Origin of the sequence: Catellatospora bangladeshensis (assembly GCF_016862575.1) — a bacterium.
GTDB classification, from domain to species: domain Bacteria; phylum Actinomycetota; class Actinomycetes; order Mycobacteriales; family Micromonosporaceae; genus Catellatospora; species Catellatospora bangladeshensis.
In genome coordinates this window covers 22,081-42,797 of record NZ_BONF01000024.1, presented here as the reverse complement: position 1 = coordinate 42,797, position 20,717 = coordinate 22,081, and the positions used below count along the sequence as shown (strand labels likewise).

Genomic DNA, 20,717 nt, shown 5'->3' with positions numbered 1-20,717 from the left:
CCGCGACGCTCACCGGGTGATCGAGACCGAGGCCGGACCGGCCACCTACCGCGATGTGCTCGCCGAGCCGGTGTTCCGCACCCTGTTCCTCACCCGCACCCTGGCCATCGGGGCCGGGTCGCTGCGGATCCTGGCCCTGTCCGTGCTGGTCTTCGACCGCACCGGCTCCCCGGTGCTGACCGCGCTGACGTTCGCGATCGGGTTCGTGCCGCAGGTCGTCGGCGGGACGCTGCTGGCCGCGCTCGCCGACCGGCTGCGGCCGCGTCCGCTGATCACCGCCGGGTTCCTGCTCGACGCCGCGGCCGCCCTCGTGCTCGCGCTGCTGCCGCTGCCGGTCGGCGCGAGCCTGGCGCTGCTCGCGGGCGTGGCCGTGTTCGGGCCGGTGTTCAACGGCGCATCGAACCGGCTGATCGCCGAGCAGCTCACCGGCGACGCGTACGTGCTGGGCCGGGCCCTGTCCAGCGTCGCCAGCGGCGGTGCGCAGCTGCTCGGGCTGGCGTTCGGCGGCGCGGCCGTCGCGGTGCTGGGACCCGGCCGGACGCTGCTCGCCGCGGCTGCGGTCGGGCTGGTGGCCGCGGTGTGGGTGCGGCTGCTGCTGCCCGACTTCGCGGCACCGGCGGCCGGGTCCGGGTCGGCGCTGGGGGAGAGCTGGGCGGTCACCGGGCAGCTGTGGCGCGACCGGCCGGTACGGCGGCTGCTGCTGGTGCAGTGGCTGCCGCCCGCGTTCATCGTCGGGGCGGAGGCGCTGGTGGTGCCGTACGCGGCCGAGCGCGGCCACGGGTCCGGGGCGGCCGGGATGATCCTGGCCTGCGCGCCGCTGGGCATGGTCGTCGGCAACCTCGTCTACAGCCGCCTGCTGCGCCCGCCCGCACGGGAACGGCTGGTGGCCGTGGTGATCGCCGCGCTGGGCGGGCCGCTGGTGCTGCTCGCCGTGCCGGTCCCGGCGGCCGTCGCGATGGCGGTGATGTTCCTGGCGGGAGCGGCGTTCTGCTACTCGCTGGGCGTGCAGCGGCCGTTCCTGGAGGCGCTGGCGCCGGAGGTGCGCGGGCAGGCGTTCGCGCTGCAGTTCACCGGCCTGATGACGCTGCAGGGCGTGGGGCCGGTGCTGCTGGGGGTGCTCGCCGAACGGGCCTCGATCGCGGTGGCGATGCTCGTCGCCGGACTGGGTACGGCCGCCGTCGGCGGCTGGTGGGCGCTGACGCACCGGCGGCTCCCGGCCTGAGAGCACCGGCGTCAGCCTTTGCTCTGCACACAAATACGTACCGTGCGTATTTGTGTGCAGAGCAAAGCGCCGCGAGCGGTTACCAGTTGGCCTGGGCCGGGGCGGGCGGGAGGGCGGTGCCCGGCTGCTTGACGACGTACACGACGCCGCCGCTGGTGCCCAGCCAGGCCGCCTCGAACTGGGCGCGGCCGACGGTCTTGCGTACTGCCGCATTGGTCGCGGCGGCGGGATCGTTCAGCACCGGCTCGCCGGTCGCGGAGAAGCCGACCAGCACCAGCAGGTGCCCGTTGGTGCTGTAGGTCAGGCCCGGAATCTCGCTCTTCTTGAACGACAGCGACAGGATCAGCGGAATCCCGGCGGCGATGAACTTCTCCGCCTCGTTCAGCGAACGCAGCCGCGTGATGAACCCGTCGACGCCGAACCGGCCCGCGTAAGCGGTGTTGAACGGCCAGTTGCCGGTGCCGCCGTAGTTGGCGTCGTAGGTGCTGCGGGCGGCGTGGTCGACCCACGGGTCGGCGTAGGCCGGATCCACCCACGCGTAGTCGGCGGGCGTCGGGCCGGTGCCCCAGTAGGCGAGCACCATCGACGTCGAGGTCGGGCTGCACCAGGCCTCTCCGCCACCGCCGTACTGCGGGTACTGTCCGGCGTGGATGCTCTGGGAGTACTGCGGCACGTTCAGCGTGATGCCCTGCGCCGCGGCCGGCGCGGTGGCGGCGCCGGAGCCCGACACCGCCGAGGCGACCGCGCCGAGGCTGCGCACCACCGGGGTGAGCGAGCCCCCGGCGGGCCGGTACAGCGTCACCCGCGCCTGCCAGCTGGTCAGTTCGCGTCCCGCCGCCGCGGTCCAGGTGTCGATCGCGATGCCGCCGTCGGTGTCGGTCTGTCCCGGCACGGACGTGCGCTGCACGCTCGCGTCGTCCGCGGCCCACCTGCCCATGATCTTCCAGGCCGTGGTGTTGCCCGCGGCGGTCACGCCGCGCAGCTCCACCTGCACCCAGGTGGCGCCGGGCGTGTCGGCGGTCCAGGAGGCGATCGCCTCGGTGGCCGGGAAGCCGGTGGTCACCGAGGGCGACGTCCAGCTCGCGTAGTCGTAGCTCGCGCCGAGATAGGTGTACTGGCCCGCCGCCGACGTCAGGCGCAGGGCATCACCCGATGCCGCGGTGCCGAGGTAGGTGCCCGAGCCGAAGTCGGCATCGGAGGTCCAGCCCCGGTACGCGATGTTGCGCGGCCCCGCCGGTGGCGTGGGTTTGGCGCCCGCCGGCCCGGCGACCGTGGCGAAACCGATCGACGCACCTACGGCGACCGTTGACCGAAGCACTGCCCTGCGCTCCATGAAGGCTCCATCCGTGACAGGAATATTCAACAGAGGATCCCGCGCCGAAGGGATTCTTCACAACACCTGATCGGTGAGCGGCGGGACGGTCTCGCCGGGCGGCACCGGGCCGGGCGGCGTGCCGTCGCCGAACGGGCGGCCGCCGAGCTGCTCGCGGTGGTGCGGGGTGAGCCAGCCGGACGGGTCCGGCCCGGCGGGCACGATGCCGGTCGGGTTGATGTCGCGGTGCACCTCGTAGTAGTGGCTCTTGATGTGCCCGAAGTGGATGGTGTCGCCGAAACCCGGCGTCGTGAACAGGTCACGGGCGTACGCCCACAGCACCGGCAGCTCGGTCAGCTTGCTGCGGTTGCACTTGAAGTGGCCGTGGTACACGGCGTCGAAGCGCACCAGCGTGCAGAACAGCCGCACGTCCGCCTCGGTGATCGTGTCGCCGACCAGGTAGCGCCGGGTCGACAGCCGCTCCGACAGCGCGTCCAGCCGCCCGAACAGGCGCCGGTACGCGGCTTCGTACGCCTGCTGCGACCCGGCGAACCCGCACCGGTAAACGCCGTCGTTGACGTCCTCGAAGACCTGCTCGTTGATGAAGTCGATCTCGTCGCGCAGCGGCGCGGGGTAGAGCTCGGGCGCGCCGGGGCGGTGCAGCGCGGTCCACTCCAGGGACAGGTCCAGCGTCATCTGCCGGTAGTCGTTGGTCACCACCTGGCCGGTGGGCACGTCCACGATCGCGGGCACGGTGATGCCGCGCTCGTAGCCGGGGAACCGGGCGAAGAACGCCTCCTGCAGCCGCTCGATGCCCAGCACCGGGTCGCGGCCGTCCGGGTCGAGGTCGAACGTCCAGCTGCGCTTGTCGTGCGTCGGGCCGGCCACGCCCATCGGCAGCGCCTCCTCCAGCCCGAGCAGGCGGCGTACGATCACCATCCGCCCGGCCCAGGGGCAGGCGCGGCTGACCACCAGCCGGTATCGCCCGGCTTCGACCGGGTAGCCGTCGCGGCCGTCGGCGGTGATGCGGGTGGCGATGTAGCGCTGGTCGCGGGTGAACGCCCCGTCGGGGTTGACGTAGCTGCCGGGTCCGGTTTCGGTGATCGTGGTGTCGGCCATGGCACCCATACTGCCGACCGCGGCGCGCCACGCCCAGCCGTCGCGTGGCGCATCACGCACATTCCCGACAGAATCCTTGTCCACACCGGAGGGTGGCCGCAGCCTGTCAGCACAGGTCGGCATAAGGGCGGGAGGTGCGGGAACGGCGATGGCACCAGCAGCGAGCCGGCGCATGGTGATCGCGGCGGCGGGATACGGCAAGACGACCGCGCTGCGCCGATGGTGTCCCGCGCCCGGGGCCCGCTGGTGGCCGGGTGGCACCGACCCGGCGGCGTTCGTCGTGGACGCCGCGGCCGCCGGTGACGGGCCGATCGTGCTCGACGACCTGCCCGCGCTGCCCGATGGCGAGCTGCGCCGGTTGCTGCGGGCCGTCGCGGGCGTCAGCGCGGACGTGGAGATCGTGCTGGCGTCACGGTGGCCGCTCGCGTGGCGGCCGCACGCGGGCCCCGGCCGGTGGACCGAAGCCGGTCCGGCCGAGCTGGCCTGCACCGTGGACGACGTCGCCGAGCTGCTCACCGAGGCGTGCGGGGCGGCCGACCCGGACCTGGCCGCGCGCCTGCACGCCGCGACCGCCGGCTGGCCCGCCCTGGTGCAGCTCGCCGTCGAGGCCGTACGCGTGCACGGGCCCGCCCCCGAACCCGCCGTCGCCGGGCCGCTGGCCGCGTACGTCCGCGACCAGGTGCTGCCGGACCTGCCGGAGGACGCCCGGCTGCTGCTCGCGCGGGCGGGGGAGCTGTCGCCGCTCACCGCGGGCCTGTGCGCGGCGCTCGGCACGCCGGAGGCGGAGGCGCTGACCGCGCTGCTGCGCCAGGTCGGGGTGCTGGTACGCGAGCCCGGCGCCGCGCCGGGCCTGCCGGTCGTCGAGCGGATCGTGCCGGTCGTCGCCCAGGCCGCCGCCGCCGACGACGCGGGCGGGCGCGCGGCGGCGCGCACGGCGGCGGCCTGGTATCGCGAGCACGGCCCGGCGGCGGCCGCCGCGCGTGAGCTGATGCGGGCCGGGGACCGGGCCGGGGCGGCGCAGGTGCTGCGGGAGCACGGCGGGCGGATCGTCTCCGGCGGGCACGTGGCGCTCGTCGTGCGCCTGGTCGGCGAGCTGCCGCCCGAGGAGCGCGACGAGCGGCTGTGGCTGCTGCTCGGCGACGCGCTGCGGACCTCCGGCGACCTGGGCGCCGCGCAGCGGGCGTACGAGGAGGCGGCGGGCACGCGGCGGCCGCTGCCGGCCGCCACCGCCTGGCGGCTGGGCCGGGTGTCCTATCAGCGCGGTGACGCGCACGGGGCGCTGGCCGCGTTCGCCCGTGCCGCGCCGGGCGAGTCCGGTGCGGACGCGGCGCTGCTGGCCGCGGCCGTCGCGAACGCCCGGCTGCTCGCGGGCGACGTCGACGACGCGGTGGACTCGGCGCGGCACGCGGTGCGGACGGCCGCCGCGGCCGGAGACGACGCCGCGCTGGCCGCCGCGTACCTGAGCCTGGCGCTGTGCCTGGGGGTGGCGGGGGACAGCGCGGGCAGCGCGGAGCACTTCGCGCTCGCGCTGCCGATGGCGCAGCGCACCGGTGACGTGCTGCTGCTGACGCAGATCCACACCAACCGCAGCTACCAGCAGCTGCAGCAGGCGCACTACGCGGCGGCGCTGGAGTCGGCGGAGCTGTGCGCCGTGTACGCGCAGGCGGCCGGTTCGCCGAGCCTGCACGCGATCGCGACCAGCAACGAGGCCGACGCGCTGGCGATGCTCGGCCGCTACGACGAGGCGGCCCGCCGCTACCGGGCCGCGATCGCGCACTACCAGCGGCACGGCTCGCGCCGGTTCGCCGGGGCGGTGCTCGGGCTGGCCGAGCTGTACTGGCGGCGCGGGTGGCGCGAGCAGGCGCGGGCCGCGTACGAGCAGGTGATCGAGGTCGCGTCCGGGGCCGGCAACGCGCACGTGCTGGTGCCCGCGCTGGCCGGGCTGGCGCTGACCGTGCTGGCCGACGACGTGAAGGCCGCCGCCGGGTACGCCGAGGCCGCCGTGGACCAGGCCGGGCCGGAGCTGAGCCGCCCGGGGCTGCTCGCGCAGGGCTGGATCGCGCTGCACCAGGGCGCGCCGGTGCGCGCCGCCGAACTGGCCACCGAGGCCGCGCGGGCGGCCCGGACCCGGAGCGAGCCCGCCGGCCTGGCCGACGCGCTCGAGCTGCGGGCCGCCGCCGAACCCGATCCGCACCGCGCGCGGGCCGCGCTGCGGGAGGCGCGGGCGATCTGGACGGAGGCCGGGGCGGCGGTGGAGGCCGCACGGATCGCGGTGCTGGCCGCGCGCCTGCCCGGCGCCGGTGCGGACGAGCGGGCCGACGCGCTGCCCGCAGCGCAGCGGCTGGCCGCCGCGGACGCGCTGGCCGACCGCATCGGCGCGGCCACCGGGTCCGCGGACCGGCCGCAGGTGCGGGTGCGCGCGCTCGGCCGGTTCGAGGTGGAGCTGGCCGGGCAGGTGGTGCCCGCGTCGTCGTGGCAGTCGCGCAAGGCCCGTGACCTGCTGCGCATCCTGGTGGCGCGGCGGGGCCGGCCGGTGCCGCGCAGCGAGCTGTGCGAGCTGCTGTGGCCCGACGCCGACGGGCAGAAGACCGGGCACCGGCTGTCGGTGCTGCTCAACATCGTGCGCGGCGTGCTCGACCCGGCCAAGGTCCACGCCCCCGACCACCATCTCAGCGCCGACCAGTCGAGCATCGCGCTGAACGTGGCCACCACCGGCGTGGACGTGGAGGACTTCCTGGACCAGGTGGCCCGGGCCCGGCGGCTGGTCGAGCAGCAGGCGGTGGAGCAGGCCCGGCTCGCGCTGCTCGCGGCCGACCAGCTCTACCGCGCGGACGCGTTCGAGGACGAGCCGTACACCGAGTGGGCGGGCCCGCTGCACGAGGAGGCGCGGGCGGCGTACCTGGCGATGCTGCGGATGCTCGCGCACACCAGCCGCCTGGCGGGGCAGCCCGGTGCGGCGGTGAGCTACCTGCTGCGGCTGCTGGAGCGCGACCCGTACGACGAGCGCGCGCACCGGTCCCTGGTGCGCACGCTCGTCGCGGGCGGTCAGCACGGCGAGGCCCGGCGCGCGTTCGCCCGCTACGGCGAGGCGATGCGTGCGATCGGGGTGTCGCCACCGGACCGGGACCTGCTGGTCCCGGTCCAGCGGGCGGACGCCGTCCGGCGCTGACTCACTGCGGCGCCGGGCCGTAGAACGTGCCGATGCGCCCGTCGTTGCCGGTCACCGCGCCGTCGGTGGTGGCCGTCGCGAATTGGCGGCTCAGCAGCGGCCCCGGTGGCGCCGGGAAGCGGTTGGCCCGGACGTATCCGCCGGAGAACGGCATCACCAGGAAGCCGTCCAGGTGGGTGCGCTCCCCGACGACGACGCCGCCGACGCCGAGAGCGCCCAGGCCGGCTGAGGACAGCGCCGAGATGCGCGGCCAGCTGCCGGAGTCGACGGTCGGGCCCTGCCCGGCCAGATAGCCGGTGTGCACGCTGGGGAACTGCCTGGTGCGGCAGATGCCGTGCACCGTCAGCGCGCCCGGTGCGATGCCCGCGCCCGAGGCGTGCACGGTGAGCTCATGCAGGTAGCGGGAAGGCACCAGCTGGTCGATGCGCCACTGGTCCACCCGGCGGTTCATGGTGAAGCCGAAACCCACCACGGCGGTGCCGTCCGCGCAGCGCACGGTGGCGCTGTCGCCGGTGAGCGTCGTCTGGCTGATCAGCGTCGGCGGCTGCTCGGTGGCGATGCACATGGCCTGCGCGGTGACCGAGAACGCTGCGGTCGAGCCGCTGCGCGGCACCGCCGTGACCTTCGCCGAACGCAGGTCCGCGGCGGGGTGCATGCCGGTCAGCAGGACATCGCCGGCGCCGCCGTCGACCCAGCCGCCGAGCGCGTACACCCAGCTGCCCTCCGGGCAGAAGGCGACGGCGGACTTGGCGGCGGTGTCGGTGGTGAGGCTGGTGCCGTACTCCAGGGTCAGTGGCGGATCGGCGGCGTACGCACCGCCGGGTGCGGGCAGGGCACCGACGACGGCTGCGGCGAGCGCGACGGCGGCGGCACGGAACACGGGTGCTGCGGACACAGCTGTCTCCTTTTCCGGCGGTCCGGTTCGGACGGCCGACATCCATGGTCGGCGCGGGTATCACGGTGGCGTCATGGTCGTCCGTCAGCCGACTGACACTGAGCCGACCGTGACCGCGCGCTGACGGCCGCGGCGCAGCCTGGTCCCGCCGCGACAGCCGCGGCACCCGGTCGCTCCTCGCGACCGGACCGACGAAGGGACCAGTCATGAACAGACGTACCGTCGCCGTGCTGGCGCTGCTGGCTACGGCACTGGTGGTGACCGGCGCGGCGAGCCCGGTCACCGCCGCGGGCCGGCTGCCACGGTCGGCCGTGCTGCTGGACGAGGACAAGGCGATCGACGCGCCCGGCGCGGGCATGTCGGTGTGCAACGGCGGGGCGCAGGAGCAGAGCATGGTGCGCTCCAACGACGTGCCGACGAACCTGGCGGAGACGGGCGGGGCGTTCCAGCCGCTGCCGGGCGCCACCATCAGCTTCACCACCCCGGCCGCGGACTCCGACCAGATCATCGTGATCTTCTCGGCCGAGGCCCGGCTGCAGGGCCAGCCCGTCACCTATGTGGCGCCGGTGGACTTCCTGCAGGTGCAGATCCTGCTGGACGGCGTCCCGATCGGCGCCAACGACCTGTCGTTCACCACGGGCGCGGGCGAGTCGGACGCGACGCAGGCATGCAAGCGGGTGACCTCGCCCGCGGGCGCGGCCGTGGCGCACACGGTCTCGGTGCAGTGGCTGCTGGTCGACCAGGCCGCGGCGAGCGTGCTCACCGGCACGCTCGACGACTGGACGCTGAACGTGCAGGTCAGCGGCTGATCGAGAAAGCGCGCGGGACACGGCCTCGGCCGGTTCCGCGCGCTGCCGCCGTCCCGGAAGGTCAGTGGTGCGCCGCCGGGACCGTGCCGTGGCCGGGCAGGGACGCGTCGTAGATCGCGTAGCCGCCGGTGCCGCGGCGTTTGGCCTCGTACATGGCCAGGTCGGCGCGGGCCACGAGTTCGGCGGGGTCGTTGCCGGCGGCGGTGCTCAGGGCGATGCCGATGCTCACCCCGACCCGCAGCCGCCGCTGGGCCACCCGCATCGGCTTGCCCAGCGCGTCCCCGATACGGCTCGCCACCGCCGTCGCGTCGCCCGGCCCGTCCACCCTGGACAGCATCACCGCGAACTCGTCCCCGCCGAAGCGCGACGCCGCGTCGCCGGAGCGCAGCTGCGCCGTGACCCGGTCCGCGGTCACCGTCAGCAGCTGGTCGCCCGCGGCGTGCCCGAGCGAGTCGTTGATGTCCTTGAACCGGTCCAGGTCCAGGAACAGCACCGCGAGCGCGCTCCCGTCGGCCTCGACCACTGCCAGCTGCTGCGCCAGCTGCTCCAGGAACAGCCGCCGGCTGGGCAGCCCGGTCAGCGAGTCATGGTGCGCCAGCCGCATGCGCACCACCGTGGCGGCGTCGGTCAGGGCCAGGCTCACGTTCTCGGCGAAGGCGCGCAGCGTCTGCTCGTCGGCCGGGCTGTAGATCCGGTCCGCGTCGCAGGACGCCACGACCAGGGCACCGGTGACCGCGCCGCTGTCGTGCACGGGCGCGGCCATCGACGCGTGCACCCCGTCGGGCCCCAGCAGCTTGAGCATCCGCGACTGGGCCGCCTGCCCGTGCCGGACCACGACCTGGTCGGTCACGATCGCCTCGCCGGCCACGGACGCGTCGGCCAGGTCGACCACGGGCCGGTCGGCCGGTTCCACCGGCCGGGTGCCCGCCGCCGCGGCCAGCCTGACCTGGGACGAGGTGGGCTCGTCGCGTACCCACAGCAGTCCTATCTCGTCGCCGAGCAGGTCGCGGGCGCCGATGGTGATGGTGTCGAGGATCTGCTGCAGGTCCTCGCGGCGGGAGATGGCCCGCTGGATGGTGAACAGGTGCTCCAGCAGCCGCTGCCGCTGCTCCAGCGACTGCCGGATGGAGTGCTCGGCCGCGAGCGTACGCAGCATCGTCAGGGTCAGCTCCAGCACCCGGGCCATACCGCGGACCAGGTTCTGCTCCTCGATGCGAAAGGGGGCGTCCCAGCGGGCCAGCACCAGATGCCCCGGGTTGCTGCCCGCCCACGACGCGGTCACCGCCGGGCAGCTGCCCAGCCCCGGCACGTCCAGTTCGGAACGCTGCCGCAGGGTGACCGCGACGATGTCCTCGTGCGGCACCGCGCCGGGCGGGAACCCGATCGACGCGGTCACCTTGCCGTCGAACACCACCGCGGCGACCTCCGCCTCCAGCGCCTGGGCCGAGCGCTCGACCGCGTTCTGCACCGCCGAGGTCTCGTCGGTGGACGAGGACACCACCGCCAGCAGCTCCACCAGCTGCTGGATGTACAGCGACTCGGCGAGCCCCGCCATGTCAGCTCAGTGCCAGCACAGCGAGGGTCTGGTTGTGGAAGCCGTCGATGCCGTGATTGCGGGCGATCTCGCCGTAGGTGTAGAACCCGGCGTACGGGATGCTGCCTGCCCACCGGTCCAGGCGCTCGCCCTCCCGCTGGATGCCGTCGTCGCCCAGTACCGCCCGCAGGGCGGCGCAGCTGAAGGTGAGCATGCCGATCGGCTCCTGCCCCTCCAGCCGGTCGAGCGCGTCCTGGCAGGCCGAGTCAGTCGCGTCCAGGATGGACTGCTCGTCGCCGGTCATCACCCAGGTCAGCCCGCCCGGGTCGATGGCCCCGCCGCCGCCGATCGACCGGCCCTCCAGGTCGACCTCGGTGGACAGGTTGCGGGCCTCGACCCCGCTGCGCCGCTGCACGCCCAGCGGGCGCGACAGCGCGAACGCGGTGAACGCCGCCGGGTCGGTGTACGCCTCGGGCGGGGCGTCCAGCCGTTCCAGGTACACGTCGAGGGCGGGCCGGTCGTCGAGGGTGAGCACCCGCCCGTCCGCGGCCCGGGTCACGATCATCGGCTGGCCGACGGTGCACCAGCCGTGGCTGACCCCCACCGCGATCGGCGCCTCCGACGCGATCGCTGCGCCGATCACCGCGTTCGTGAGCACCTGCCCGTCCTTGAACAGGTATGCCCCGCTCATTCGCCAGCCGTCGGCCGCGGCCCCGCCGAACAGCGGCACGCCCGCGCCCAGCGCCCGGTAGCAGCCGCGCACGATGCTCTCCTGGTCGCGGACGAGCCCGTCGGTGAGCAGCATCAGCACCCGGTGCGGCAGCTCGACCCGCCCGACGCAGCCGGCCACTTCGTACCCGGCGTCGGCCTGGCGGCCGGTGACGTCCTCGGCGACGCAGGTGGACACCTCCAGGCCCACCCCGCCGAGCGCGGCCACGGTCACCGTGCCGTCGGCCGGGCCGCCGGGCCCGATCTCGCCGTGCGTGGTGCAGCCGATCACCGGCACCCCGGGTGCGGCGTCGGCGACACCGGCCAGCACCGCCGCCGCGTCGTGGGTGATGGCCGCGAAGACGACCAGCAGTTTCGGATCGGGCCCCGTCTGAGCCGTGCGCACGGCCTCGGCTGCGGCGGCCCGGGAATCGGGCTGGCTGCTCCGTCCGACGCCCATCCAGCGCCGGTCGTGCGATTCCCTGTCGGAGATCTGCACCGTACCTCCCGAGATGACGCTTTTTAAGTGCGCCGACATCCCCTCAATACGCTACTACGGTGCATATCACCGTACGCCGGGCTCGCGTCCGGGCCCACGTCAGCGGATGTGCAGGGTGCCGCGCATGCCGGAGGTGCCGTGGTAGAGGCACGGCATCGGGTAGGTGCCGGGCTCGGTGACCTCGATCATCACCGTGCGGGTGTCGGCGCCGTTGAGGTTGCCCGTGCCCGCCGCGGACGGCACCCGCAGCGCGATGTCGTGCGGGGTCAGCCCCACGTTGCGGAACGTGAACTCCACCCTGCCCGGCCGGGCTGACACCACCTCCGGCGTCAGGCGCAGCTTGTCGTCGACGGTGATCTCGATACGCTGGACGCCGTCGGCGCCCATGGCCGCCGCCACGCCCTCCGGCTGCGCGGCGATGCTCGGCAGCGCCGCGCCCTGGGCGTCGGGGCCGCCCTCCAGCCCCCACAGCGAGCAGCCGGACAGCGCTACGGCGGTCGCCACCGCGACGGAGCAGGACAGCAGGCGGGTCAGCGGGCTCATACGGGGTCGTCTCCGAACAGTTCCTGGCCGACGTAGCCGCCGGTCGCGGCTCCGCGTGGCATGGCGAACAGGGCGCTGGTCTCGTGGCGGATGAAGCGGTTGAGCGCGTCCGCGCCGGCCAGCCGCCGCTGCACCGGCACGAAGCCCCGCGCCGGGTCGGCCTGCCAGGCCAGGAACAGCAGCCCGGCCTCGGTGTCCTCGGCGTAGGACCAGCCGCGGCGCAGCATCGCCGCGCCGTTGTTGAAGGCCGGTGCGGCCAGGCGGATGTGCGCGTTGGCGGGGATGGCGAGCCCGCCTGCCGGAGCGGTCGCGCCGAAGTCGGCCGGGGTGCGCTCCTCGCCGCCGGACAGCGGTGCGCCGGTGTCCTTGTGGCGGCCGATGACGCGCTCCTGGGCGGGCTGGTCGAGGCCGTCCCAGTCGTCGAGCAGCATCCGGATGCGGCGCACCACGAGCAGCGAGCCCCCCTGCAGCCAGCGCGGCGCGGCCGGGTCGGTGACGAACACCTTCGTGTCGAAGTCCTCGTCGGCGGGCCGGGGGTTGTTCGTGCCGTCGAGCTGGCCCATCAGGTTGCGGCTGGTCGCGCCGTCGGCGGTCACGCCGGGCGCGCTGCTGAAGCCGTCCGTCTGCCACCGGACCCGGGCGTACGGCTTGGCCAGCCGGGCCAGCTCGCGGGCGGCGCGGAACACCACCAGCGCGTCGTCGGCCGCGACGAGCAGGCACAGGTCGCCGTCGCTGCGGGCCGGGTCCAGGCGCTCGCCCGGGAACGGGGGCAGCGGCGCGAGCTGCTTCGGCCGGTCCGCGGCGGTCAGCCCGGCCTTGCCGAACAGGCTCGGCCCGAATCCGATCGTCACGGTCAGCGACGCCGGACCCGCGCCGGTGACGACATGATCGCCCGATGCGCCGAGCGCCTGCCCCGCGGTGAGCTGCTCGGCCGCCTGGCTCCAGCGGCGCAGCAGCGTACGCAGCCCCGCCCGGTCCACGCCCGGGACCAGGTCGAACGCGGTGACCCGCAGCCGGGCCTGGGGCCGGGCCGGGGTGGCGATCCCGGCCTGGCGCTCGCCGTGGAACGCGACCCGGGCCGTGCCGATCGACGACCGGCCCGGCTCACCGGGCTCCGTGTCGGCGGGGGTGCCGGTGTCGGGTCCGCCGCCAGCCGCGATGCCGCCCGATGCGCCGAGGATCACCCCGACGCCGCCCACGGCCAGCGTCCCGGCGAACCCGCGCCGCCCGACGGTCGCCTCCTCCCGCGTTGGCGCGGCTGCGGCCGCAGCCCGCGCGCCGAGCAGGACCGGTGCCTCCGCTCGCGCGTCATCGCCGACGGCGCTGACCGGAATCCTCTGGTCGGCAGCGGGAGCAGCGTCGCCGTCTCCGGCAGGGCCGCCCGGCGGCACCCGGTCGGTACCTTCGGCATCGGGTGCGGTGGTTGCTGCGGACCGGGTGCGCGGGGCGGGTTTGAAGCGGCGCCAGAGCAGCGGTCCGGCCAGGAGGAGGCCGGCGCCGAGGCCGACGATCAGGGCGACGGTGGCGCGGTTGAGGTCGGCGGACAGGGCGGACGGGGCCGAGGAGCGCCACCACACCGGGGCGTCGTCCAGCGCCATCGTCGACGCGAGCAGCCCGCCGACGCCCATCCCGACGAAGGCGAGGAAGGTCGCGCGCCGTGCGATGAGCACCGCCGCGGCGATGCCGAACGGCCAGAGCAGCAGCGCGGTCATGCCCTCGCCGAGGAAGGCGCCGAGGCGCTCGGCCACGTTGCCCTTGGTGACCAGCGCGACCGCGGCGGCGTGCACGACGTCGGCGGCGATCAGCGCACCGAGCGCGGCGGCCACCAGCCGGTGCGCCCACCGGGTGAACACGGCACCGACCACCAGCAGCGCGCACAGGGCGGCGAGCAGGTACCAGGGGGTGGGGGAGGGGCCGGGCACCCAGTCCAAAGAACCGGTCGCGGTGAGGACCTTGCCGTCGTGGTCGAGGTCGACGCGCCACTCGGAGATCCGGTGCGGCGCGGTCGGGTCGGCGGCGACCGCGATCGGCAGCGTGGTCAGCATCCAGTGCGTGCGGTGGTCGTGCCAGCGGTGCACGGGCTCGTCGGAGACCTTGCGCCAGCGCGGGGCGGCGGCCGGGTCGGCGTCGGCGGGCACCCGGGTCGACCCGAAGCGGTCGGCGTTGAGGTAGGTCGCGGGGGAGCTGTCGTTGAGCCAGACGCCGTCGGGGCCGATCCGGGCGTACGGCTCCTCGCTGTAGCCGCGTACCACCACCTCGGTTTTCGTGGTGTTGCGCAGCTGGAGGCGGGAGCCGTTCTCGACGACGGACAGGGCGACGCCGGGCACCGCCGGGGAGAGCCCGGACAGGGTGGTCGCGAAGTTGGTCGCGCCGACGCCGCCGACCTCGTGCGCCGACGCGGCGCTCGCCGGGCCGAGGACCAGCAGCAGACCGGCCGCCACGGCCAGCAGCAGCCGGACCGGCCGCGCCACCGACGTGTACACCCGCACCGAACCTCCCCAAGCGCGGGCCGCACGCCTGCGACCCGGTCAGCGTTGGTCGGCGGGGGAGGCCGTCTGGTTCCGGGGCGGCCCGGGTGACCCTGGTCACCCTCCACCGGCGGCGGGCCGCAGGCGGCGGCGCGGGGTGTTGAAGTCACGGCTCCACAACTTCGGTGTGGTAGCTACAACACAGAAGTTGTGGAGCCGTGAGCGACGTTGTCCGCGGGGCGGAGGGCTGCTCAGTAGAGGCTGTCGGGCTGCGGCGCGGGGGCCGGGGCGGGCGCGGGCGCCGGGGCGTAGGAGGGCGGCGCGCCTTCGGCCAAGCGGACCAGCCGCACCCAGGTGAACGACTGCCAGCCGCCCGACGGCGTCCGGTGCTGCTCCTGCTCGGCCTGTACGACCTGGAAGCCGGGGAACTGCTCGGCCAGCGCCTGCACGCCGTACCGGGCCACGGGCAGGCCGGAGCAGGAGTCGGGGCCGTCCTCGGCGAAGGTGCCGATGACGGCCTGGCCGCGGGTCGCGAGCGCGGCGGCGAGCACGCGGCGGTAGCGGTCGCGGTCGGCCGGGTCGGTGAGGAAGTGGAAGACGGCGCGGTCGTGCCAGAAGTCGTACCGGCGCAGCGGCGACCAGGTCAGCAGGTCCCGGGCCATCCAGTGCGCCGCCATGGCGCGCTCGCCCAGCCGCCTGCGGGCCGCGGCCAGCGCCGCCTCCGACAGGTCGAGCACCGTCACGTCGGTCATGCCGCGGACGAGCAGCTCGTCGACGAGAGTGGAAGCACCGCCGCCGGCGTCGAGCACCGAACTGCCGGGGCGTGCCCCGCCGGCCTCCAGCAGCCTCAGCGACATTGCGGGCGTGGGCTGGTACCAGCTGACGTTCTGTGGATCATTTCGGTCGTATACGGCCTGCCAGTGCTCGGCAGTGCCGGAGAGCTGTGGCACGTGATCAGCATCGCACCGCCCCTGGTGGAGCCGTACGACCACTCCTTACCGATGGCGGCCGTGGATGTGGTAATGATCCGTCCGGCCTGATCACGGCGTGGCGTCCGGTCAGCGGCACAGCTCCAGCTCGGGGCCCCAGCCGTCCAGCACGTCGCCGAAGCCCGCCGCGCGCACCGCCGTCTCCAGCTCGGCGAACAGCGCCGAGGGCCGGTCGGCCAGCGCGGGGATCAGGTGGTCGGCCGTCCACGGCGCGGGCAGCGGAAACGTCTCCAGCTCCCAGCGCAGATACTTGTTGTACGGCCGGACCCGCCCGTAGAGCGAGAACAGCGTCCACAGGAACCACGGCGCGGCCTCGATCTCCTCCAGCCGGGCCAGCTCGGGGCGGCCGTCGCGGCGGTTCTTCGCGGCGCGGTACACGAAGTTGACGTACCCGTCCAGCTCCTCGCGCGTCCAGGCGTCGCGCTCGGCCGGGCTCAGCGTCGCCTGCGCGCGCACCAGCTCGCCGACCCGCCCGTCGAGGCGGTCCAGCAGCACCCGGGCGCCGCGGTAGGCGTAGCGGCGCCAGCGGTCCGACGTGTCGGCCAGATCCGCCAGCGACGTCGGGATGGTGTCCAGCTCGGGGCTGTGCGTGGTCGCCGTCCAGGCGCCGCCGTACTCGGCAACCACCACGATCACGTCGGCGTCCGAGTGGTCGGTGGCCATGCCGTCGCGGGCCTGCGAGCCGGTCAGCACGATGCCGAGCACGCCCGGATCGGCCTGCGCGCGGGCGAGCAGGTCTTCGTACGGTGTTGTCACCCGGTCAGTCTGTCTTCGCCCACAAGCCGTTTTCAGGCTTCCGGTATCCAGCGATCGCCACCACACTCTCTTGTGGAACAGACGGGGTCGGCTGCCGGAGGGGGACTGGGTCGTGGCGGACAGGGTTCATGTGACCGAGCACGGGTTCAGCATCAAGGACACCCACGGGATGCCGTTCGTGCCCTTCTACGGGTTCGTGCAGGAGCCACGGCGGTTTCCGGTGACGCGGGTGTCGGGTGGGCGGCGGCCCGTCGTCGCGGTTCTGGACACCGGCGTCGATCCCGCGCACCCCTGGTTCCAGGGCGACCCGGGTGACCCGGTGCTCATCGACGCGTACGACGAGGGCTGGGCGCGCCCGCCGGTCGCCGACTACGGCACCCACCACGGCACGTTCGTCGCCGGTCTGGTCCGCCAGCACGCGCCGGACGCGTTGATCCTGTCGGTCACGCTCGACCGCGACAACGCCGGGCACATCGCGAGCGGCCAGATCCTCGCGGCGCTGGACTACCTCTACGAGCAGCAGCCCAGCTTCATCGACGTGATCTGCCTCGCGATCGGCTTCCACTCGCTGCCCACGGACGATAGCTACAAGGCGCAGGTCCGGGCCGCCGTGGACCGGCTGGCCGAGCGCGGCACGGTCCTCGTCGCCGCCGCCGGCAACTTCGGCACCTCCCAACCGGTGTACCCGGCCGCGTTCGCCTCAGAACTGGCACTCGTGGCCTCGGTCGGCGCGGTGACCGCCGAGCGAAAGCTCGCCGATTTCAGCCCTAGCGCGCCGTGGGTCACCCGCTACTGCCTCGGGGTCGATGTGGTCAGCGCGACGCCGCTGACCCACGGCGGCGGACTCTCGACACTGGGCGACATGGCCGTTCACGGCAGGCACCTGCAACAGCCTTTGACCGGCTACGGCATCGGCAGCGGCACCTCGTTCGCCGCCGCGGCCTACGCCGGGATGCTGGCCAAGGCGCTGCTCGACGAGTCCGCGGGCGTGGCCGCCTTCGACACCACGACGGCCCGTGAGCGGGCCGAGCGGGTGCTGAACGACCTCACGACGCCCGCCCCGCTGGAGCTCCAAGACCGGGAGACCGCATGACGGCGGCGGCCGGAGCGGGCACCGTCCCGGCCGAGGGCCGTGCGGCGGTCCTGGCGGGGCTGCTGGAGAAGGCGCGTGAGGGCGACCGCGGCGCGCTGGACGCGATCGTGCGCGAGGTCAACCCGCTGCTGTGGCACGTCGCCCGCGCCCAGGGCCTGGACGCCGAGCCCGCCGCCGACGTGGTGCAGACGACGTGGCTGGTGTTCGTACGCCACCTCGACACCATCCGCACCCCGCAGGCGCTGCTGGGCTGGCTGGCGACGACCACCCGGCGGGAGGCGTGGCGGCTGCTGCGCCAGGAGCGCGCCGGGGCCGATCCGGACTCCGAGGTGGTGGAGCACGCGCTGTCCCCGGCGGCCGACGTGGACGAGCAGGTGCTGACCCACGAACGCGACCGGGCGCTGTGGCGCGCCCTGCAGGCGGTGTCGGACCGCTGCCGCCGCCTGCTGCGCGTCGTGGCGCTGGTCGACCGGCCCGACTACGACGTGCTCGCCGAGGCCATGGGCATGCCCCGGGGCAGCATCGGCCCCACCCGGGGCCGCTGCCTGGCGAAAGTACGCGAGCTGCTGCTCGCCGATCCCACCTGGAGCCGGTGATGAGCGACCCGGACGGCCTGCTCGACGACCTCGACGCGGACATCCTCGACGCGCTGGCGCGGACCTGGGCCGCGGTGGACCCGCCCCCGGCCGACCTGGACGAGCGGGTCTCGTTCGCGCTGCGGCTGGCCGACCTTGACGTGGAGGCGGCGCGGCTGCAGCACGACGCGCTGGTCGGCTCGGGGGCGCGGGCGGCCGAGCAGGCGCGCACCATCACGTTCGACTGCGACCTGCTGAGCCTGATGGTGTCGGTGCTGCCCGGCGACGACGGGGTACGCGTCGACGGCTGGCTGGCCCCGCCCGCGCCGCTGCGGGTGGAGCTGCGCACCGCCGCGGCCGGGCCCGACGGGCAGGACGTGGTCCACACGACGCAGGCCGATCAGGCAGGCCGGTTCGTGTTCACCGGCATCCCGCACGGGCTGGCCCAGCTGCTGGTGCACGGGGCGGGGCTGCGCACCGTGGTGACGCCCGGCATCGTGCTGTGAGCGACCGGCCGCGCGCCGCGGAGTTGCACGCGGCCGGGGTCGCGGCCACCAATGACATGCGCCCGGCGCTGGGCGCGCGGCGGCACCGCGCGGCGCTGCGGGCGCTGGACGACGCCCCGCCCGGCGACCCTGCCGCCGACGCCGCGCTGCGCGCCCGGATCCTGGTCAGCCTCGCCTACGCGGTCTCCGAGCTGGGCCGCATCGCCGAGGGCCTGGGCCACCTGGCGGAGGCCGAACGGCTGCTGCCGCCCGAGCAGCGCGGCACCCTGCACGGGCAGCGAGCGGTGATGCTGCGCCGCACCGGCCGCGACGAAGAGGCGCTGGCGGAGTACGGCCGGGCGCTGCGCGTGCTCGACGAGCGCCGGGAGCCCCGCGACCTGGCCCGGGTGTTGTTGAACCGGGCCGTGCTGCACCTGCACGCGCCCCGCCCGGCGGCGGCCCGTGCCGACCTGGGCCGCGCCGCCCGGGTGGCGCAGCGCCACGGCTTCGGCCTGATCGCCGCCAAGGCCCGGCACAACCTGGCTCTGCTCGATCTCGCCGCCGGTGACCTGCCCCGGGCGCTGGGCGCGTTCGCGGCTCTGTCGGTCGAGTACGCCCGCTCCGCGCCCGGCGCGCTGCCGCTGCTCAGCCTGGATCGGGCCCGGGTGCTGCTGGCCGCGGGCCTGTTCCGCGAGGCGGACGACGACCTCGCGGCGGCGCTGGAGCGGCTGCGCGCCCAGGGCATGGGCCAGGACGAGGCCGAGGCGCTGCTCGCCCGCGCTGAGGCCGCCCTGCTGGCGGGCCGGCACGCCGACGCGCGGCGCTGGGCGGGGCAGGCCCGGTCCTGCTTCCTGAAACGGCGCAACGGGCGCTGGGCGGCGCTGGCGGACCTGGTCGACCTGCGTGCGGCGTACGCGGCGGGCGGGCCGGACCGGGTGCTGCTGCGCCGGGCGAACACCCTCGCCGCCCGCCTGTCCGAACTGGCGCTCGACGAGGACGCCCGGGTGGCGGGGCTGCTGGCCGCGCGGGCGAGCGCCGCGCTGCGCCGGACCGCCGACGCCGAGGACGCGCTGCGCCGCCACGGCGTGCTGCGGCACGGCGACCGGCTGGACACTCGGGTGCTGGCCCGGCTGGCACGGGCCGAGGTCGCCGCCGCGTCGGGCAGGCCCGGCACGGCAGCGCGCCAGCTGGTCACGGGCCTGGCGGAGCTGCACCGCTACCGCGCCCAGGTGGGCTGCCTCGACCTGCAGACCGGGGCCGCGGTGCACGGGCGGGACCTGGCCGAGGCCGGGCTGCGCCGCGCGCTGGACCGGGGCCGCCCGGCCGAGGTGTTCGCCTGGGCTGAACGCTCCCGGGCGCAGGCGCTGCTGCTGCCGCCCGTACGCCCGCCCGCCGACCCGGAGACCGCCGCCGCCCTGGAGGCCCTGCGCCAGGTCCGGCTGGCCGTACGCGAGGCCGAGCGCGCCGGGCGGCCGGCCGGTGCGCAGCGCTCGCACGCCGCCGAGCTGGAGCGGCGCATCCGGCACCGTTCCTGGACGCAGGCCGGGCCGGGCACCGGCGGCGCCCCGGCGCCGATGGGCACCGTCGCGCAGGCCCTCGGCGACGCCGCGATGGCCGTCTACCTGCACGACGGCCCGGCACTGCGTGCCCTGGTGCTGGCCGGTGGCACGGCGCTGCTGGTCGACGTGGGCCGCCCGGACGTGGCGGCCGAGGTCGCGATGCGGCTGCGCGCCTCCCTGGACGCGCGGGCCGGGCGCGCGCTGCCACCCCGGCTGGCCGACGCGGTGCTCGCGTCCGTGCGCCGCGACGCCGCCGAGCTGGCCGCGGCGGTGCTCGGGCCGGTGCTCGCCGTCGCGGGTGACCGTGACCTGGTGCTCGTGCCGACCGGTGAGCTGCTGACCGTCCCGTGGAGCCTGCTGCCCGGCGCCGCCGGCCGGCCGGTCACCGTGGCCGCGTCCGCGACGAGCTGGTACGCGGCACGGCAGCGGGCCTACGGCGAGCCGGGCCCGGCCGGTCCGGCGCTGCTGGTGGCCGGTCCGGGCAACGACCGGGCCGCGGCCGAGGTGCACCGGATCGCGCGCTGCCACCCGGGCGCGCGGGTGCTCACCGGCCCGGCGGCGACGGCGGCGGCGACCCTGGCGGGCTGCGACGGCGCGGCCCTGCTCCATGTCGCCGCGCACGGCAGGCATCAGGGCGAGAACGCGCTGTTCTCCGCGTTCGAGCTGGCCGACGGCCCGCTCATGGGCTACGACCTGCAGCAGCTGTCCGTCGCGCCCCGGGTGGCCGTGCTGTCGGCCTGCGAGCTGGGCCTGGCCGACGTGCGGCCCGGCCACGAGTCGGTCGGGCTGAGCACCGCCCTGATCGCGGCCGGGACCGCGACCGTGGTGGCGAGCGTCGGCCGGGTCGCCGACGACGTCGCGATGCGCGTGATGACGGGCTTCCACCGGCGGCTGGCCGCGGGCGCCGCGCCGGCCGCCGCCCTGGCCGCCGCGGCGGGCGAGACCGAGCCGGCGGGCTTCGTCTGCTTCGGGGCCGGCTGAG

The 20,717-nt window shown here is 75.4% G+C and carries 16 protein-coding genes; 7 read left to right on the top strand and 9 right to left on the bottom strand.

Features of this window, described 5'->3' with window-relative positions:
- The first annotated feature begins 16 nt into the window (after window positions 1-16).
- Complete coding sequence (locus Cba03nite_RS20290) at window positions 17-1,222, top strand: MFS transporter (protein WP_239125902.1); 1,206 nt, start codon at window positions 17-19, stop codon at window positions 1,220-1,222.
- Window positions 1,223-1,301: 79 nt separating this feature from the next.
- Here Cba03nite_RS20290 and Cba03nite_RS20285 read toward each other — a convergent pair whose 3' ends face one another.
- Window positions 1,302-2,555, bottom strand: a complete 1,254-nt coding sequence (locus Cba03nite_RS20285; RefSeq protein WP_203748449.1) for a C39 family peptidase — start codon at window positions 2,553-2,555, stop codon at window positions 1,302-1,304.
- Between the two features lie 57 nt (window positions 2,556-2,612).
- Window positions 2,613-3,653, bottom strand: coding sequence for a glutathione S-transferase family protein (locus tag Cba03nite_RS20280; RefSeq protein WP_346114154.1), 1,041 nt, complete (start codon window positions 3,651-3,653; stop codon window positions 2,613-2,615).
- Window positions 3,654-3,801: 148 nt separating this feature from the next.
- On the opposite strand from Cba03nite_RS20280, the gene Cba03nite_RS20275 reads away from it, so the two are divergent.
- Window positions 3,802-6,822, top strand: a complete 3,021-nt coding sequence (locus Cba03nite_RS20275) for a BTAD domain-containing putative transcriptional regulator (protein WP_203748448.1) — start codon at window positions 3,802-3,804, stop codon at window positions 6,820-6,822.
- A gap of 1 nt (window position 6,823) precedes the next feature.
- Here the strand turns inward: Cba03nite_RS20275 and Cba03nite_RS20270 are convergent, their stop codons facing one another.
- Window positions 6,824-7,717 carry a hypothetical protein gene (locus Cba03nite_RS20270; RefSeq protein ID WP_203748445.1) on the bottom strand — a complete coding sequence of 298 codons (894 nt, stop codon included), beginning with the start codon at window positions 7,715-7,717 and terminating at the stop codon, window positions 6,824-6,826.
- Window positions 7,718-7,923: 206 nt separating this feature from the next.
- Here Cba03nite_RS20270 and Cba03nite_RS20265 point away from each other — a divergent pair, with 206 nt between their 5' ends.
- Window positions 7,924-8,526: a hypothetical protein gene (locus tag Cba03nite_RS20265; protein ID WP_203748442.1), complete on the top strand. Its 603-nt coding sequence runs from the start codon at window positions 7,924-7,926 to the stop codon at window positions 8,524-8,526.
- 61 nt (window positions 8,527-8,587) lie between these two features.
- Here Cba03nite_RS20265 and Cba03nite_RS20260 read toward each other — a convergent pair whose 3' ends face one another.
- From Cba03nite_RS20260 to Cba03nite_RS20235, 6 genes are all read right to left on the bottom strand, one after another.
- Window positions 8,588-10,081: a sensor domain-containing diguanylate cyclase gene (locus tag Cba03nite_RS20260; protein ID WP_203748440.1), complete on the bottom strand. Its 1,494-nt coding sequence runs from the start codon at window positions 10,079-10,081 to the stop codon at window positions 8,588-8,590.
- A 1-nt stretch (window position 10,082) separates the two neighbouring features.
- Window positions 10,083-11,267: an FIST signal transduction protein gene (locus Cba03nite_RS20255; protein WP_203748438.1), complete on the bottom strand. Its 1,185-nt coding sequence runs from the start codon at window positions 11,265-11,267 to the stop codon at window positions 10,083-10,085.
- Between the two features lie 99 nt (window positions 11,268-11,366).
- Window positions 11,367-11,810, bottom strand: coding sequence for a cupredoxin domain-containing protein (locus Cba03nite_RS20250; RefSeq protein WP_203748436.1), 444 nt, complete (start codon window positions 11,808-11,810; stop codon window positions 11,367-11,369).
- Window positions 11,807-14,299 carry a Dyp-type peroxidase gene (locus tag Cba03nite_RS20245; RefSeq protein WP_203748434.1) on the bottom strand — a complete coding sequence of 831 codons (2,493 nt, stop codon included), beginning with the start codon at window positions 14,297-14,299 and terminating at the stop codon, window positions 11,807-11,809. Before Cba03nite_RS20245 ends, Cba03nite_RS20250 begins: the two co-directional genes overlap by 4 nt.
- A 230-nt stretch (window positions 14,300-14,529) precedes the next feature.
- On the bottom strand, window positions 14,530-15,228 hold the full coding sequence (locus tag Cba03nite_RS20240) for a class I SAM-dependent methyltransferase (RefSeq protein WP_203748432.1): 699 nt from the start codon (window positions 15,226-15,228) through the stop codon (window positions 14,530-14,532).
- Window positions 15,229-15,336: 108 nt separating this feature from the next.
- Window positions 15,337-16,023 carry a hypothetical protein gene (locus Cba03nite_RS20235; RefSeq protein ID WP_203748429.1) on the bottom strand — a complete coding sequence of 229 codons (687 nt, stop codon included), beginning with the start codon at window positions 16,021-16,023 and terminating at the stop codon, window positions 15,337-15,339.
- A gap of 112 nt (window positions 16,024-16,135) precedes the next feature.
- Between Cba03nite_RS20235 and Cba03nite_RS20230 the strand changes: the two genes are divergently transcribed.
- From Cba03nite_RS20230 to Cba03nite_RS20215, 4 genes are read left to right on the top strand one after another with little or no spacing between them, the layout of a single operon-like run.
- A complete protein-coding gene (locus Cba03nite_RS20230) occupies window positions 16,136-17,116 on the top strand; it encodes a S8 family peptidase (RefSeq protein WP_203748426.1) in 981 nt (326 codons plus the stop codon).
- On the top strand, window positions 17,113-17,712 hold the full coding sequence (locus Cba03nite_RS20225) for an RNA polymerase sigma factor (protein WP_203748423.1): 600 nt from the start codon (window positions 17,113-17,115) through the stop codon (window positions 17,710-17,712). Before Cba03nite_RS20230 ends, Cba03nite_RS20225 begins: the two co-directional genes overlap by 4 nt.
- Window positions 17,712-18,197: a hypothetical protein gene (locus tag Cba03nite_RS20220; protein ID WP_203748420.1), complete on the top strand. Its 486-nt coding sequence runs from the start codon at window positions 17,712-17,714 to the stop codon at window positions 18,195-18,197. The genes Cba03nite_RS20225 and Cba03nite_RS20220 overlap by 1 nt, the downstream gene beginning before the upstream one ends.
- On the top strand, window positions 18,194-20,716 hold the full coding sequence (locus Cba03nite_RS20215; protein WP_203748417.1) for a CHAT domain-containing protein: 2,523 nt from the start codon (window positions 18,194-18,196) through the stop codon (window positions 20,714-20,716). Before Cba03nite_RS20220 ends, Cba03nite_RS20215 begins: the two co-directional genes overlap by 4 nt.
- Window position 20,717 lies beyond the last annotated feature (1 nt).

Coding starts and splice junctions, on each gene's coding strand:
- Cba03nite_RS20285 (WP_203748449.1), bottom strand. CDS start 2,555: ATGGAGCGCAGGGCAGTGCTTCGGTCAACGGTCGCCGTAGGTGCGTCG.
- Cba03nite_RS20280 (WP_346114154.1), bottom strand. CDS start 3,653: ATGGCCGACACCACGATCACCGAAACCGGACCCGGCAGCTACGTCAAC.
- Cba03nite_RS20275 (WP_203748448.1), top strand. CDS start 3,802: ATGGCACCAGCAGCGAGCCGGCGCATGGTGATCGCGGCGGCGGGATAC.
- Cba03nite_RS20265 (WP_203748442.1), top strand. CDS start 7,924: ATGAACAGACGTACCGTCGCCGTGCTGGCGCTGCTGGCTACGGCACTG.
- Cba03nite_RS20260 (WP_203748440.1), bottom strand. CDS start 10,081: ATGGCGGGGCTCGCCGAGTCGCTGTACATCCAGCAGCTGGTGGAGCTG.
- Cba03nite_RS20250 (WP_203748436.1), bottom strand. CDS start 11,810: ATGAGCCCGCTGACCCGCCTGCTGTCCTGCTCCGTCGCGGTGGCGACC.
- Cba03nite_RS20225 (WP_203748423.1), top strand. CDS start 17,113: ATGACGGCGGCGGCCGGAGCGGGCACCGTCCCGGCCGAGGGCCGTGCG.
- Cba03nite_RS20220 (WP_203748420.1), top strand. CDS start 17,712: ATGAGCGACCCGGACGGCCTGCTCGACGACCTCGACGCGGACATCCTC.